Origin of the sequence: Neisseria shayeganii (assembly GCF_014054965.1) — a bacterium.
In the GTDB taxonomy this organism is placed as follows: Bacteria; Pseudomonadota; Gammaproteobacteria; order Burkholderiales; family Neisseriaceae; genus Eikenella; species Eikenella shayeganii.
This window is the reverse complement of record NZ_CP059567.1, coordinates 638,081-652,008: the sequence shown is the minus strand read 5'-3', so window position 1 is coordinate 652,008 and position 13,928 is coordinate 638,081. Positions and strand designations below refer to the sequence as shown.

Sequence of the window (13,928 nt, the reverse complement as noted above, 5' to 3'; positions counted from 1 at the left end):
TGCGGGAATAGCTCAGTTGGTAGAGCGCAACCTTGCCAAGGTTGAGGTCGCGAGTTCGAGACTCGTTTCCCGCTCCACCCGCCTTCACAAGCGGCAGCCTTGCCGGAATGCAGATAAATCCACCCTGCGGGAATAGCTCAGTTGGTAGAGCGCAACCTTGCCAAGGTTGAGGTCGCGAGTTCGAGACTCGTTTCCCGCTCCAAGTTTCAGCCGTTTTTCCTTTCTAAAACGCACCCTTTGGCGGAATGGCAGAGTGGTTATGCAGCGGCCTGCAAAGCCGTGTACGCCGGTTCGATTCCGACTTCCGCCTCCAATCTCTCCAGCTTCACGGCGGGGTGGCAGAGTGTTTATGCTGCGGGGGGTGCAACCTCCGCATAGGCCGGTTAAAATCCGCGCCCCCGCCTCCAGTTCCCTGTGTACCGGCTCATTCGGTACATGGCCCGAGTGGTGAAATTGGTAGACACAACGGACTTAAAATCCGTCGCCCCTAATACGGGCGTACCGGTTCGATTCCGGTCTCGGGCACCACAACCACCCACACACCGCCTTGCAGCGGTTATTTTTTTGCCTGCCGCCCGCAGCCCATCCGCCGCAGGCTACCTGAAAGCAAGCCCCCATGTTCGGCACCGTCCACCTCACCACCTACATCATCGGCACCGTCGCCGTCATCATCCTGCCCGGCCCCAACTCCCTGTTCTGCCTCTCCATCGCCGCCCAGCACGGCGTGAAAGCCGCTTACCGCGCCATCGCCGGCATCATCTTCGGCGACACCCTGCTGACGCTGGCCACCATTCTCGGCGCCGGCACCCTGCTCAAGCTCTATCCTGCCCTGTTTGACGGCCTCAAACTGGTGGGCGGCCTCTATCTGGCCTATATCGGCTTCAATTTATTGCGCGGCGCTGTCAGAAAATGGCGGCTCGCCCCGTCTAGTGTGCAGGCCGCTGAAAACAGCCCTGTCCAGCCGGCCCGCCACATTTTCAAACGCGCCCTGCTCTTGAGCCTCACCAACCCCAAGGCCATATTGTTTTTTCTGTCGTTTTTCGTCCAATTTGTCGATCCCGCCTATCCACACCCCGCTCTCTCCTTCCTGGTGCTGGCGGTGATTTTGCAGACCACCAGCTTCCTCTATCTCAATCTGCTGGTGTTTACCGGACACAAAATGACACGGCTGTTCCTCCGCTACCAGCGGCTTTCCGCCTGCGCCATGGGCATGGTCGGGCTGATGTTTGCCGGTTTCGCCGTGAAGATGTGGTTGGCCACCGTTTAACCCCTTCACCGAAACCCAGCCAGCATGATTACCACCCTGTTTTTCCTCTTTTTCGCCATCCGCCTCGTCTCCCTCTCCATTTCCATCCGCAACGAAAAGCGCCTGATTGCCGAAGGCGCCAAGCAGTTTGGTGAAAAAAATTCCAAGCTGTTGGCCGCCGCCCACATTGCCTACTACTTCGCCGCCCTGGCCGAATCCCATCTCCGCGGCACATCCTTTGATGCCGTCTCCACCGCCGGCGCCGCCCTGACCACCTTCGCCCTCGCCATGCTGTTTTACGTGATCCACGCGCTCGGCAAGATCTGGACGCTGAAAATCTACATCCACCCCCAACACACCCTCAACCGCTCCTGGCTCTTCCGCCATGTGCGCCACCCCAATTATTTCCTCAACGTCATCCCCGAGCTCATCGGCATCGGCCTGCTCTGCCACGCCTGGACCACCATGGCCATCGGCCTGCCCGTTTATTTGGTGATTCTCGCCGTCCGCATCCGCCAAGAGCAAGAAGCCATGCGTCATCTGTGGTAAGTTACAGGCTACCTGAACGGCCTGTTTTCAAGCCGCCCGCCGTCTTTCAGGTAGCCCAACCCCGCATTTCCCCGCCGCAGAGCGCCTGAAATACCGTATAATCCCGCCCGGCCGGCAAACACATTCAGGCAGGGAAAGCGACACAGAAAAAGGCTGTCTGACAATCAGACGGCCTTTTTGTAAAAATAAGCCCTTACCTCCGCAGCCAATAGCTTGAGTTAGGCCAAAGACCATAACCCAACATAAGTCAAAATAATCAAGCATGGCCATATTGGGTTTACGCTGCGCTTCAACCCAAGCTACATTTACTACAACCTGCTTTCAGGTAGCCTGAACAGCCGGTAGGTTGGGTTAGGCCGCAGGCCGTAACCCAACATTTAGGCTACGTTTGCCTACGCAACGCTTACCACAACAGGGAGGCAGCCATGCAATATCGCCGCAGCTTCACACCGGGTGGGTGCTATTTTTTCACCCTCGTCCTACAAGACCGCCAGCAAGATTGGCTGGTGCGGCATATCAACAAGCTGCGGCAGGCCGTAAAAGTGGTAAAGCAAAAGCACCCGTTTGAAATGATTGCCGTGTGCGTCTTGCCCGAGCATCTGCATTTATTAATCAGGCTACCTGAAAACAACAGCGATTACCCCATGCGCCTGCGCATGATTAAAGCCGGATTTTCCCGAGCCTTGCCCAAAACGGAAGCCATATCCGCCGCCCGCAGACGCAAAAACGAACGCGGGATTTGGCAACGGCGTTATTGGGAACACCAAATCCGCGACGAGCGGGATTTGAATGCCCATATTGATTACATTCATTTCAACCCGGTGAAGCACGGATATGTAACGCGGGTAGCCGATTGGCCGTATTCATCGTTTCACCGTTATGTGCAAAGAGGCATTTTGCCCGCGGATTGGGTGGGGAGCGGCATAGAAGCAGAGGGTGATTTCGGAGAGTGATTGGATTTGATGTAGGTTCGGTTGATAAACCCGACAAAAACCGTTGGATAAAAATACCGTAGGTTGGGTTAGGCCGCAGGCCGTAACCCAACATTTTTGGAAACATTCGGGCGGTGTTCATGTTGGGTTTGCGCTTCGCTCCAACCCAACCTACGATTGCTAAAGCCCAGCCTACGTTTGTTACGCTTGTTTGTGTTGGTATGGTTTCGGAAACAGCGGCAAAGTTTTTCAGACGGCCTTGCAGGGTGTGTGCCAACGGCACGCACGCGGCGGTTGGGGCTTTGCAGAAGAAATAACAACGCGTGCGTGGCTTGCGCCACACACCCTACACGCAGGCTACGCTTGCTATGCCGAAAAGGAATTTAAATGTTATTAACAATATTTTATATTTTATGTTCCACTATTTGGGCATTTATACAATATAAGTTTGGAGATAAAGACGATAAAGAATTCTCAAAACATATAGAAGCTATAGTTACGAATTGGCTAAGTAATTTATTTTTTGTAACAGTTTTTTTAAATTTTCCAGCTATTGCAATTTGGCAATACATGAGAAAAAATAATTTTTTAGCCCCGGAAGTGTTGGAGTATGACTACCTTTATAATTATATTGGGTTGGATTTTTTAATCATAAATATAGTTGTGACTTTCGTGCTACCAATCGTTTTGGCTTCTGCTAAAGAAAAGCTAATAAAAATAGCTGGATATCTTTTTATAATAATTTATTTGATTATCATCATTTGGGAAATATGTAAAAATACAAGTTTAGTCCTACCTACTATCCTTTTTATATTATCAGCTATCTTTTATGGTTGGGGAACATTTTTGAAAGTAAAGAAAGTAAAGGAAGTTTTAGAGGAGTTTAAAAAAAATAGAAGGCTTCCTAAGCAAAAAATACAAAAGCTATCTTTCATATCTGCAGTCATTTTAATATTACTAATTCTGATGCCAAGCCTTAAACTGGATAAATTTACTGAACATACTTTGCAGCGAATGAAATTAGGTGGATTTGATGTAACAGTTAGAACAGATGACAAGCGAGTGCTTGAAGGTTTTCTTTTATTAAAAACAAAAGAATTTTATTATGTTTATCCGATGTGTAACGGAAAAAAATTTGCTGAAAATGTGGTAATAATTAATACCCAGAATACAACCCTTATTTATAAAGCTGAATCAAAAAATTCAGAAATAAAGCAAGAAATTCAGGAGTCAACTCAAAAGAGTTCAGGAGCAGACTCAATAAATTTAGAAACAAAGTAATTTTCCTAATGCTTTTTTAATATTTTAAAGAGTAAACACCATGCCCAAACGTACCGACCTAAAATCCATTTTAATCATCGGCGCCGGCCCCATTGTTATCGGCCAGGCCTGCGAGTTCGACTATTCCGGCGCGCAAGCGTGTAAGGCGCTGCGCGAGGAAGGTTATAAAGTGATTCTGGTGAATTCCAACCCGGCCACGATTATGACCGACCCGGATATGGCCGATGTTACCTATATCGAGCCGATTATGTGGCAGACCGTTGAGAAGATTATCGCCAAGGAGCGACCCGATGCGGTGTTGCCGACCATGGGCGGCCAAACGGCGCTGAACTGTGCGCTGGATTTGGCGCGCAACGGGGTGTTGGCGAAGTATAACGTTGAGTTAATCGGCGCAACGGAAGACGCGATCGATAAGGCGGAAGACCGCGGCCGCTTTAAAGAGGCGATGGAAAAAATCGGCCTCTCTTGCCCGAAATCTTTTGTGTGCCACACCATGAACGAGGCGCTGGCGGCGCAAGAGCAGGTGGGCTTTCCTACGCTGATCCGCCCGTCGTTTACCATGGGCGGTTCGGGCGGCGGCATTGCCTACAATAAAGACGAGTTTTTGGCGATTTGCGAACGCGGTTTCGATGCCTCGCCCACACATGAATTGCTGATTGAGCAATCGGTGCTGGGCTGGAAAGAGTATGAAATGGAGGTGGTGCGCGATAAAAACGACAACTGCATCATCATCTGTTCGATTGAAAACTTCGACCCGATGGGCGTGCATACCGGCGACTCGATTACGGTTGCGCCCGCGCAAACGCTCACCGACAAAGAATACCAAATCATGCGCAATGCTTCGCTGGCGGTGCTGCGCGAAATCGGCGTGGACACGGGCGGCTCGAACGTTCAGTTTGCCATCAACCCTGAAAACGGCGAGATGATTGTGATTGAGATGAACCCGCGCGTGAGCCGTTCTTCGGCGCTGGCTTCCAAAGCTACCGGCTTCCCGATTGCGAAAGTGGCGGCGAAACTGGCGGTGGGCTTCACTTTGGACGAACTACGCAACGACATCACCGGCGGCCGCACGCCTGCGTCTTTCGAGCCTTCGATTGACTATGTGGTAACGAAAATCCCGCGTTTTGCGTTTGAGAAATTCCCGGCTGCCGACGACCGCCTGACCACGCAAATGAAATCGGTGGGCGAAGTGATGGCGATGGGCCGCACGATTCAGGAATCGATGCAGAAAGCCCTGCGCGGTTTGGAAACCGGTTTGTGCGGCTTCAACCCGAAAACTACCGACAAGGCGGAAATCCGCCGCGAGCTGGCCAACCCCGGCCCCGAGCGCATTCTGTATGTGGCCGATGCGTTCCGCGCCGGTTTCAGCAAGGAAGAAATCCACGAAATTTGCGCGATTGATCCGTGGTTCTTGGCGCAGATTGAAGACATTGTTCAAGAAGAGGCTGCCGTGGCTTCAGGTAGCCTCAGCGATTTGGACTACGCCACTCTGCGCCGTTTGAAACGCAAAGGCTTTTCCGACAAACGCTTGGCGCAATTGTTGAGCTTGGGCGCGCCCGCAGGAAGTCCCGTAGGGGAAAAAGAAGTGCGCGAACACCGCTACGGCTTGAAGCTGCACCCCGTGTACAAGCGCGTGGACACTTGCGCGGCGGAGTTCCAATCCGACACGGCTTATCTCTATTCCACTTACGAAGAGGAATGCGAAGCAAGGCCGTCTGAAAACAAAAAAGTGATGATTCTCGGCGGCGGCCCCAACCGCATCGGCCAAGGTATCGAGTTCGACTATTGCTGCGTACACGCTGCGCTGGCGCTGCGCGAATCGGGCTTTGAAACCATTATGGTGAACTGCAACCCCGAAACCGTTTCCACCGACTTCGACACTTCCGACCGCCTCTACTTCGAGCCGCTCACGCTGGAAGACGTGTTGGAAATCGTGCGCACCGAAAACCCGTGGGGCGTGATTGTCCATTACGGCGGCCAAACTCCGCTGAAACTGGCCAATGCTTTGGTGGAAAACGGCGTGAACATCATCGGCACGTCTGCCGATTCGATTGACGCCGCCGAAGACCGCGAACGCTTCCAAAAAGTGCTCAACGACCTCGGCCTGCGCCAACCACCCAACCGCACCGCGCGCAACGAAGAAGAAGCGCTGGTGCTGGCCGAAGAAATCGGCTATCCGCTGGTGGTGCGCCCGTCTTATGTGTTGGGCGGCCGCGCCATGCAGGTGGTGCATTCTGCCGAACAGTTGCAGAAATACATGCGCGAAGCCGTGCAGGTTTCCGAAGACAGCCCCGTGCTGCTCGATTTCTTCTTAAACAACGCCATCGAAGTAGACGTAGATTGCGTTTCAGACGGCAAAGATGTGGTGATCGGCGGCATCATGCAGCACGTTGAGCAGGCCGGTATCCACTCGGGCGATTCGGGCTGCTCGCTGCCGCCATACTCGCTTTCCGAAGAGATTCAAGACGAAATCCGCCGCCAAACCAAAGCGATGGCTTATGCGCTGAACGTGGTCGGCCTGATGAACGTGCAATTTGCCGTGCAAGACGGCGTGGTGTTCGTGCTGGAAGTGAACCCGCGCGCTTCGCGTACCGTGCCGTTTGTTTCCAAAGCCACTTCCGTGCCGCTGGCCAAAGTGGGCGCGCGCGCGATGGCTCTCATCAGCCTGAAAGAGCAAGGCGTAGAAAAAGAAGTGGTTCCCGATTTCTATGCCGTGAAAGAAGCCGTGTTCCCGTTCATTAAATTCCCCGGTGTGGATACCATTCTCGGCCCCGAAATGCGTTCCACCGGCGAAGTGATGGGCGTGGGCGCAACCTTCGGCGAAGCCTACCTGAAAGCCCAACTCGGCGCGGGCGAACGTATGCCTGCCACCGGAAAAGTGTTTATCGCCGTGCGCGACGAAGACAAACCGTTAATCGTGAAAACCGCCAAAAACTTCCAAGCTCTGGGCTACGGCGTATGCGCCACCCGCGGCACCGCCGCTTATCTGCAAGAGCAAGGCGTAACCGTGCAAGTGGTGAACAAAGTGCCGGAAGGCCGCCCGCATATTGTGGATGCGATTAAAAACGGCGAAATCGCCTTAGTGGTCAACACCGTAGGCAGCGACGTGCAGTCTGTGGCCGACAGCCACAGCATCCGCCGCACTTCGCTCACCCAGCGCGTGCCGCAATACACCACCGTGGCCGGCGGCGAAGCCATGAGCGAAGGCGTGAAAAGCATGAACGCCCTCGGTGTGTACAGCGTGCAGGAATTGCACGGAAGGTTGAAGAAGTAAGTATCCGCAATAAAACCGCCTGTCCGGAATCATCATCAGACAGGCGGTTTTTTATGCTGCTATCGCGATCCAGGTTTCAGGTAGCCTGAGGCCAAGGAACTTGCCGTAACCAATTTTCCATCTTGCGGCTTAGGGCTTACTGCTCCAATCGGAAACGCTGCATCAAACCGTCGGTGATTTCCTGCCAAACCGTCGATTCGACTTGGCCCTCCTGGCGCAGGCTGAAAATCTGAATCACGGTTTTGCGGTGCTCGTCGAAACCTTCAATGCAGGTCAGCAAACCGTCGCGGATACAGCGGCGGACCACCCAAGTTTCGGCCAGGGCATCGTCTTGCAGGTGAAGGTTGAAGCCCTCTTCCTTGCTGTCCAAGATATTCAGGTAGCCTCGGGCACGCACCACATGATGTATCTTACCGCTCTGAATTTGCACCAATCCTCGGTTGCCGACAAAAATCATCACCGGCAGCCCCGCCTCTCGGATGCGGTTCAACGCCTCTTCCCAAACCGCGGTTTTTACCTGCACCGCCATGCCCTCCGGGGCTTGTTGGTAAGCGGATGGGCGGTCTAAGCCGAAGCTTTCCAAAATGCCGCCGAAATGGTGGACATCTTTCAAATCCATCCAGCGTTGGTGAAAAGCAGCCAATTGCTCTTCAGACAAAGGCTCGGGCACCGAAACCGGAGTGTGTTGCGCCACCTTAAACTCCGGCTTGCCAGGCGTCGCGAATCGCGCTAAAAGCGCCTGCCACGCTTCGGTTTGATGATCGTCGCGCATAAATACTTTTTGCATGGGCATGCCATATTCGTCGTAAAACTGAACGGAACGTGAAGGAGGCGTACGGGTGTCATCTTCAACCGCCAAAGCATGGTGCCAATGCTTGGCGAAAATGCGCAAATCGATGCCGCCCATATTGAGCGCGATGCCGGACTGCCCGTTGAGGCTGACATTTTCATAAACGCCCTGCTTTTCATGCACCGCCGCGCTGTTGCGCAAAATGCATTCCACCTGCCCCAAGCGGTGCAACTGCAGAATGATGTCGCGGATGTTGCTGCCCAAATAAGTGGCGCTCGGTGCATCGGCCATCAATTCGCCCTCGCTGATACCCAAATCTTCTGCGCCCTCACGCGGAAAATACATACGGTTTTTTTCTGCTTTTGCGGTTTGGTATTGCTGCCAATAAGACATGATTACCTTTCTTCACTTTATAAAAAAGAATAATTACTATTATAAATATAAGCCTAAAAATTTGGAAGCCGGCCTCATCCCTACCATGAAACCGACTTCCAAACCAATCTTTCCACTGATTGCTGGCTGCGATGGCCAGCAGCCCTGATAACGACCAAACAGCCGCCCTTTACTTTGGCAAACCGTATATCTCCACCACCGCGTCCACCAAATGGCGGTGGGTATTGTCGGCCCGGGCGAGCGTATGCGTGGGCGGGTGCATCAGCTTATTGGTAAGCTGCACCGACAAACGCTCCAACACATCTTCGGGCGGCATACCTTTGGCCAATTGTTTTTTGGCATTCTCCAGCACATATTGGCGCGCTCTCTCCCCCTCATCCCTTAAAGAGCGGATTAAAGGCACGGTTTGGCGGCTGCGCTGCCAAGCCATGAATTCGCTGACCTTGCCATCCACCATCCGCTCCGCTTCGGCGGCGGCTTCACGGCGCGCCTGCTGCCCGCTCTGCACGATGTTCATCATATCGTCCACCGTGTAGAGGTAGGCATCGCCCAAATCCGCCACTTCGGCTTCGATGTCGCGCGGCACCGCCAAATCGAGTAGGAATACCGGCATATGACGGCGCTGCTTCAGCGCACGCTCCATCATGCCTTTGCCCACAATCGGCAGCTGGCTGGCAGTGGAAGACACAATCACATCATAGCGGTGCAGAATCTCCGGCAGATCACTCAGCAAACAGGAATCGGCCGGCACCAACAGTTTGGCGCACAGCTCTTGCGCCCGCGGCAAAGTGCGGTTGGCCACCGTGATTTGTTTCGGCTGCTTGGCGGCAAAATAAGTGGCCACCAGCTCAATCATCTCTCCTGCCCCGATAAACAGCACATTCAAGTCGGCAATATCCGGGAAAATCTGCTCGGCCATTTTTACGCTGGCCGCCGCCATGCTCACCGAATTTTCCCCAACGGCCGTGCTGGTGCGCACTTCTTTGGCAATGGCAAACGTTTTTTGAAACAGCGCATTCAACAGCGAATCCACCGCCTGCTGCTCTTGCGCCACCCGCACCGCATCTTTGATCTGCCCCAAAATCTGAGGCTCGCCCAAAACCATGCTGTCCAAGCCGCAAGACACACGGAAAGCATGGCGCACTGCCTCCTCGGTTTGATAGCGGTACAAATACGGTTCGATTTGCTCGGTGGGGATGTGGTGGTAACCCGCCAACCAGCGGACAATATCGTCCGACTCACCAACGCAATACAGCTCGGTGCGGTTGCAGGTAGATAAAATCACCGCTTCTTTGGCGGCATGGCTGCCCACTAAGGCTTTCAAAGCATCGGGCAGGGAAGCGGCGGCAAAAGCCAAACGCTCGCGGATACTCAAAGGCGCAGTTTGGTGGTTGAGGCCCACAGCGGTCAGTTGCATGGCATCATTATCTCAAAACCGGAAGATGCGTTATTATAGCAAAATCCGTGGCAGCAGAAACCGTTTTTCTGTTTCCATATCAAGATGATAGCCTTTATCAAATCCTTATGTTGCCGCTTTTATCGAGGAAGCCCATGAATCTGCACGACATCCGCGAAGATTACAGCAAACGCGAACTATCGGAGGCCGATTGCCCCGAGCATCCGCTCACCCAATTCGAACAATGGCTGAACGAAGCCATTACCGCCCAAGTCAACGAACCCACAGCGATGAATATTGCCGCCGTGGATGACGAAGGGCGGCCCAACAGCCGTATGGTGCTGCTCAAAGAAGTCAATGCGCAGGGTTTTGTGTTTTTCACCAACTACCACAGCCGCAAAGGCCGCGCCCTGGCCGCCCACCCTTTTGCCGCCCTCACCTTTTTCTGGCCGGAACTCGAACGCCAGGTGCGGGTGGAAGGCAAAGTGGAAAAACTGGATGCGGCCGCTTCAGACGAATATTTCGAAAGCCGCCCCTACACCAGCCGCATCGGTGCTTGGGCCAGCGAACAAAGCTCGGTCATCAGCGGCAAGTCGGTACTGGTCAGCCGTGCCGCAGCCGTCGGCCTGAAACATCCGCTGCACGTGCCTCGCCCGCCGCATTGGGGCGGCTATGTGGTGATTCCCGACCGGGTGGAATTTTGGCAAGGCCGTCCCAGCCGCCTGCACGACCGCGTGCAATACCGCCTGGAAAACGGCATCTGGATTAAAGAGCGGCTGGCGCCTTAGCCCTCGCAAGCAGCAGGGTTAACAAAACGCGCATTGCGCTTCATCGCGCCTTTCTTTTGATTACCCCTGCCCGATAAGCGATATCCAAAGCGATATCCAAACAGCAAAAGGCTACCTGAAACCGGGTTTCAGGTAGCCTTTTATCCGTTCAAGCCAATTAGGCAGCGGCAGGCAATTCAAAGATTTCGCGCACCAATACTTTGTAGAAAGCAAAAGCATCCAGTGCGCCTTTCAAAGCAGCCTCTTGGTCGGCACCGGTGATGCCCAAGCCGTTCAATTGTTCCACAAACTCGCGCCAGTGTTTGCCGCGACCGTCGGCATGGGGAGCCAAGTGGTGGGCGCCGTGTTCGGCGGTAAAGCCCAGCTTGTTTTGCGCATCTTTAAACAAAAACGCCGCACCCACATTGGAACCTTCGGCGCAATACAACCAGCCCAAAGCCTCCATGCCTTGCGGTTGCGGAATCGGGGTGGCAATCGCTTTTTCGCTGCCGTTGAGGTCTTTCAAATCCAGCATCACGGCATCGTAGCGGGCCAATTCGGCCAAGCCGGGGATTTTCTCGTTCAAGGCCGGGTCTTTATAAATGCCGTCCACGATTTTATGAAACACGGCTTGCAGCTGCAGGAAACGGGTGTAGTTTTCGGGATTGTCGAACGGCTTAACCGACATCACCAACTCGTCCACGCTGTCGTGAGTGGTGCGGCTGTTTTCTTTCAGATATTGGGCAAAGGGAATAACATTCTCTTGCGTACTCATTCGTACTTCCTTCCGGATAATCAAAAATCATGGAAATGTATTCAGGTAGCCTGAGGCAAACACACTCAGGCTACCTGAAAAGCTTAGAACTTGGCTTCCAATACCACGCTGAAATTGCGGCCCGGCGCGCTAAAGCGCTCAATGCCTGCATGGGTTTGGTTGTCCACGCGGTTTACGGTGCCGAATTCGCGGATGCTGCGCAGATTTTCCCAAGTGTAATAACGACGGTTGAATAAATTGAATATGCCGCCGCGCAGGGTAATGTTTTTACCCAATTGGTAATGGCCCGTCAAGTCCACCAGCCAAGTATTGCGGCTGTGCCGCACAAATGGGAACGTCCGGCCCGTATCGTCATAAGAAGCCACCGTATCCTCAGCCTTCTTGCGGGCAAAATAGCTGATGTTGGTACCGAGGCTCCAGCGGTTTTCCGGATGATGGTAACCAAAACCAATTACGCCGTTAAAAGGCTGGATGGCATTGATTGGAACGCTACCGTCCGCCCGGCCTTTCAAGTATGTCGCCGCTAAGCTGGCATAAGTTCCTTGAGGCAGACCGATGCTATCCAAACTCCAGCGCCCCTGTAGCTCCAAGCCTTTGATTTCCGCTTCGGAACGGTTGACGTTTTGGTAAACGTTGGCGTAATCAGTATTGCTTAGCGTCTTGGTATTGTAGTTCCAAGTTTTGACCTCACGGAAACCGCGGTGAACAAAATCGATGAAATCAGAGTAGCGGGTGCGGAAACCCGATAAACGAAGATTGCCCCAGTTTCCGTGTACGTCCACACCCAATTCAAAATTGCGTGCCCGCTCGGCTTTAAGGCTCGGATTGGGTTCAACATAAAACAGGGTATTGGGGAAATAAAACCACATTTCGTCGGTAGTCGGTGCACGGAAACCGGTGCTGTATTTACCTTGCAAGGTTACCGAGGGCGTAATGTTCCAATCGAAAGACGCACTATAGCTGGGAGACTTAAATCTAGCCCGCTGATTCCACAAACCTTTTGCTTCCAGTTGACCTCTGACATCAGGATTAAAACTGTCTGTATCCAAGGTACGCATTTTGGTATGGTCGTAGCGGGCACCTAAATTGAGCTTAAAGCGGTCGCTGAAACGCAAGGTATTGTTCCAATACAGGTTGTAGCTGTCGGAACGGGTGCTGACCAGAAACTCTTTGTCATCCGTACGAGAAGCTTTGATGTGGGGGTAGTAAACATAAGAAAAATAACTCAAATTGCTGTTGGAGTTTTCCCGTTTAGTACCACCGAAACCGTAAGACATATCCCATGTGATGTTGTCGAAGTCGAAGTGCTTGTCGGCTGCCGCGCGGAATTGATCGGTGTTGTAGTTCAAACCCCTACGGATAAAGTAGTTTTGCGCCGCACGCCCTGAGTTCTGCAAACCTTCTGCAGTCGGAATATCCCAAGACATGGTGGTCATTTGGATCTTTTGGCGATCCAAATTTACCGTCAGCTTGTCCCACGGACCGCTGGTCAACAAGTTTTCATACTCCAAACCCATGCGGTCCCGATAGCTTACGTCATTCCGGTAGCGGTAATCCGTGCTGGAGAACGCCCCAAACAAGTTGGAGTGCTCATCAGTTTCCTGATCTTCACGGATTTCTTCGTATATCACGTTCAAATAATTATTGGGATTAAAGTGGTAGCCCAATCGTGCCAAAAATGTATTTTTCTCACTGCTTTGCGGATCGGGCGTGCCGCGTGCTACGCCTCTGTAACGGTTATTACCAAAGTCATAGTTGTCATTAAAACTGAGATTAACATTCTCACCGTTGGCATGGTTTTTCAACTCATGGCGCTGGCGCCTGCTGCCTACGAGCAAAACATCAAAATTACCCAAGCGTGCCGCAGCAGTTATGCTGTTTACCCATTGCTCGGAACGGCTCAAATAACCCGTTTTCAAGCCCACGTGGTAAGGCTTCTCCTCATCGACATAATCACGTGGCGATTTGGTTCGGTACAATACCGCACCGCCTAATGCTCCACTGCCTGCAGTAATCGAGTCGGCACCTTTGCTGATGGTGACATCCCGCATGTGTTCGATTTCCGCTTCATTGCGGTTGGCATTGAAGTTACCGTAGGCACCGAATAACTCTTGGAAAGCGGAAGAAGAGCGGCTCTCACCCTGTTCCAAACCGTCCACCACAATCGCCACACGGTCTTTATCCACACCACGGATGGTAAAGCCGTTGGAACCGGCACGACCGCCTTCCGTTACGCTGATACCAGGGTCGTAACGCACCATATCACGCGCATCTTGCACCATTTGGCGGTCCAACTCCTCACGCTGAATACGGTCTCTGCCTAAAGTCTTCGGCGTACGGCGTCCCTGCACATTGATGGTTTCCAGCTCGGTATCCGCACCGTCCTTGTCCGCTTCATCCGCCCATACAGGAACAGAAAAAGCACCGCAAACCATCAGGAACAGAATACTGTGTTTAAAGTTAATGTTTTGTTTATTCATAAAATAACCGATGTATTCGACAATATTAAAATAAAGGCTGTCAGG

10 protein-coding genes and 4 tRNA genes are annotated in these 13,928 nt (G+C 52.8%); 10 read left to right on the top strand and 4 right to left on the bottom strand.

From position 1 onward, the window contains the following. Position 1: 1 nt before the first annotated feature. The 9 genes from H3L94_RS03110 to carB all read left to right on the top strand — a co-directional run bounded on the left by H3L94_RS03110 (position 2) and on the right by carB (position 7,282). Positions 2-77, top strand: a tRNA-Gly gene (locus H3L94_RS03110). 49 nt (positions 78-126) lie between these two features. Continuing rightward, positions 127-202, top strand: a tRNA-Gly gene (locus tag H3L94_RS03105). A 37-nt stretch (positions 203-239) separates the two neighbouring features. After that, positions 240-313, top strand: a tRNA-Cys gene (locus H3L94_RS03100). Between the two features lie 125 nt (positions 314-438). Continuing rightward, positions 439-528: transfer RNA gene (locus H3L94_RS03095), tRNA-Leu, on the top strand. 88 nt (positions 529-616) lie between these two features. Continuing rightward, positions 617-1,267, top strand: coding sequence for a leucine efflux protein LeuE (gene leuE, locus H3L94_RS03090; protein WP_182122616.1), 651 nt, complete (start codon positions 617-619; stop codon positions 1,265-1,267). Positions 1,268-1,291: 24 nt separating this feature from the next. Further along, entirely contained in the window at positions 1,292-1,795 is a 504-nt protein-coding gene (locus H3L94_RS03085) for an isoprenylcysteine carboxyl methyltransferase family protein (protein WP_182122615.1), read from the top strand. A gap of 425 nt (positions 1,796-2,220) precedes the next feature. Further along, positions 2,221-2,748 carry an REP-associated tyrosine transposase gene (locus H3L94_RS03080; RefSeq protein ID WP_182122614.1) on the top strand — a complete coding sequence of 176 codons (528 nt, stop codon included), beginning with the start codon at positions 2,221-2,223 and terminating at the stop codon, positions 2,746-2,748. 366 nt (positions 2,749-3,114) lie between these two features. Next, entirely contained in the window at positions 3,115-4,008 is an 894-nt protein-coding gene (locus H3L94_RS03075) for a hypothetical protein (RefSeq protein WP_182122613.1), read from the top strand. Positions 4,009-4,048: 40 nt separating this feature from the next. Next, positions 4,049-7,282, top strand: coding sequence for a carbamoyl-phosphate synthase large subunit (carB, locus tag H3L94_RS03070; protein ID WP_182122612.1), 3,234 nt, complete (start codon positions 4,049-4,051; stop codon positions 7,280-7,282). Positions 7,283-7,418: 136 nt separating this feature from the next. Here carB and H3L94_RS03065 read toward each other — a convergent pair whose 3' ends face one another. After that, positions 7,419-8,465 carry a ChuX/HutX family heme-like substrate-binding protein gene (locus H3L94_RS03065; RefSeq protein WP_182122611.1) on the bottom strand — a complete coding sequence of 349 codons (1,047 nt, stop codon included), beginning with the start codon at positions 8,463-8,465 and terminating at the stop codon, positions 7,419-7,421. A gap of 169 nt (positions 8,466-8,634) precedes the next feature. Further along, on the bottom strand, positions 8,635-9,882 hold the full coding sequence (gene hemA, locus H3L94_RS03060) for a glutamyl-tRNA reductase (protein WP_182122610.1): 1,248 nt from the start codon (positions 9,880-9,882) through the stop codon (positions 8,635-8,637). A gap of 134 nt (positions 9,883-10,016) precedes the next feature. Between hemA and pdxH the strand changes: the two genes are divergently transcribed. Further along, a complete protein-coding gene (gene pdxH / locus H3L94_RS03055) occupies positions 10,017-10,649 on the top strand; it encodes a pyridoxamine 5'-phosphate oxidase (RefSeq protein WP_009119398.1) in 633 nt (210 codons plus the stop codon). A gap of 157 nt (positions 10,650-10,806) precedes the next feature. On the opposite strand, the gene H3L94_RS03050 is transcribed toward pdxH, so the two are convergent. Continuing rightward, complete coding sequence (locus tag H3L94_RS03050) at positions 10,807-11,403, bottom strand: biliverdin-producing heme oxygenase (RefSeq protein ID WP_182122609.1); 597 nt, start codon at positions 11,401-11,403, stop codon at positions 10,807-10,809. Between the two features lie 83 nt (positions 11,404-11,486). Beyond that, on the bottom strand, positions 11,487-13,883 hold the full coding sequence (locus H3L94_RS03045) for a TonB-dependent hemoglobin/transferrin/lactoferrin family receptor (protein ID WP_182122608.1): 2,397 nt from the start codon (positions 13,881-13,883) through the stop codon (positions 11,487-11,489). Positions 13,884-13,928: the final 45 nt, after the last annotated feature.

What these genes read in the sequence shown, in the direction of transcription:
- leuE (WP_182122616.1), top strand. Translation starts at nt 617, where the DNA reads ATGTTCGGCACCGTCCACCTCACCACCTACATCATCGGCACCGTCGCC.
- H3L94_RS03085 (WP_182122615.1), top strand. Translation starts at nt 1,292, where the DNA reads ATGATTACCACCCTGTTTTTCCTCTTTTTCGCCATCCGCCTCGTCTCC.
- H3L94_RS03080 (WP_182122614.1), top strand. Translation starts at nt 2,221, where the DNA reads ATGCAATATCGCCGCAGCTTCACACCGGGTGGGTGCTATTTTTTCACC.
- H3L94_RS03075 (WP_182122613.1), top strand. Translation starts at nt 3,115, where the DNA reads ATGTTATTAACAATATTTTATATTTTATGTTCCACTATTTGGGCATTT.
- carB (WP_182122612.1), top strand. Translation starts at nt 4,049, where the DNA reads ATGCCCAAACGTACCGACCTAAAATCCATTTTAATCATCGGCGCCGGC.
- H3L94_RS03065 (WP_182122611.1), bottom strand. Translation starts at nt 8,465, where the DNA reads ATGTCTTATTGGCAGCAATACCAAACCGCAAAAGCAGAAAAAAACCGT.
- hemA (WP_182122610.1), bottom strand. Translation starts at nt 9,882, where the DNA reads ATGCAACTGACCGCTGTGGGCCTCAACCACCAAACTGCGCCTTTGAGT.
- pdxH (WP_009119398.1), top strand. Translation starts at nt 10,017, where the DNA reads ATGAATCTGCACGACATCCGCGAAGATTACAGCAAACGCGAACTATCG.
- H3L94_RS03050 (WP_182122609.1), bottom strand. Translation starts at nt 11,403, where the DNA reads ATGAGTACGCAAGAGAATGTTATTCCCTTTGCCCAATATCTGAAAGAA.
- H3L94_RS03045 (WP_182122608.1), bottom strand. Translation starts at nt 13,883, where the DNA reads ATGAATAAACAAAACATTAACTTTAAACACAGTATTCTGTTCCTGATG.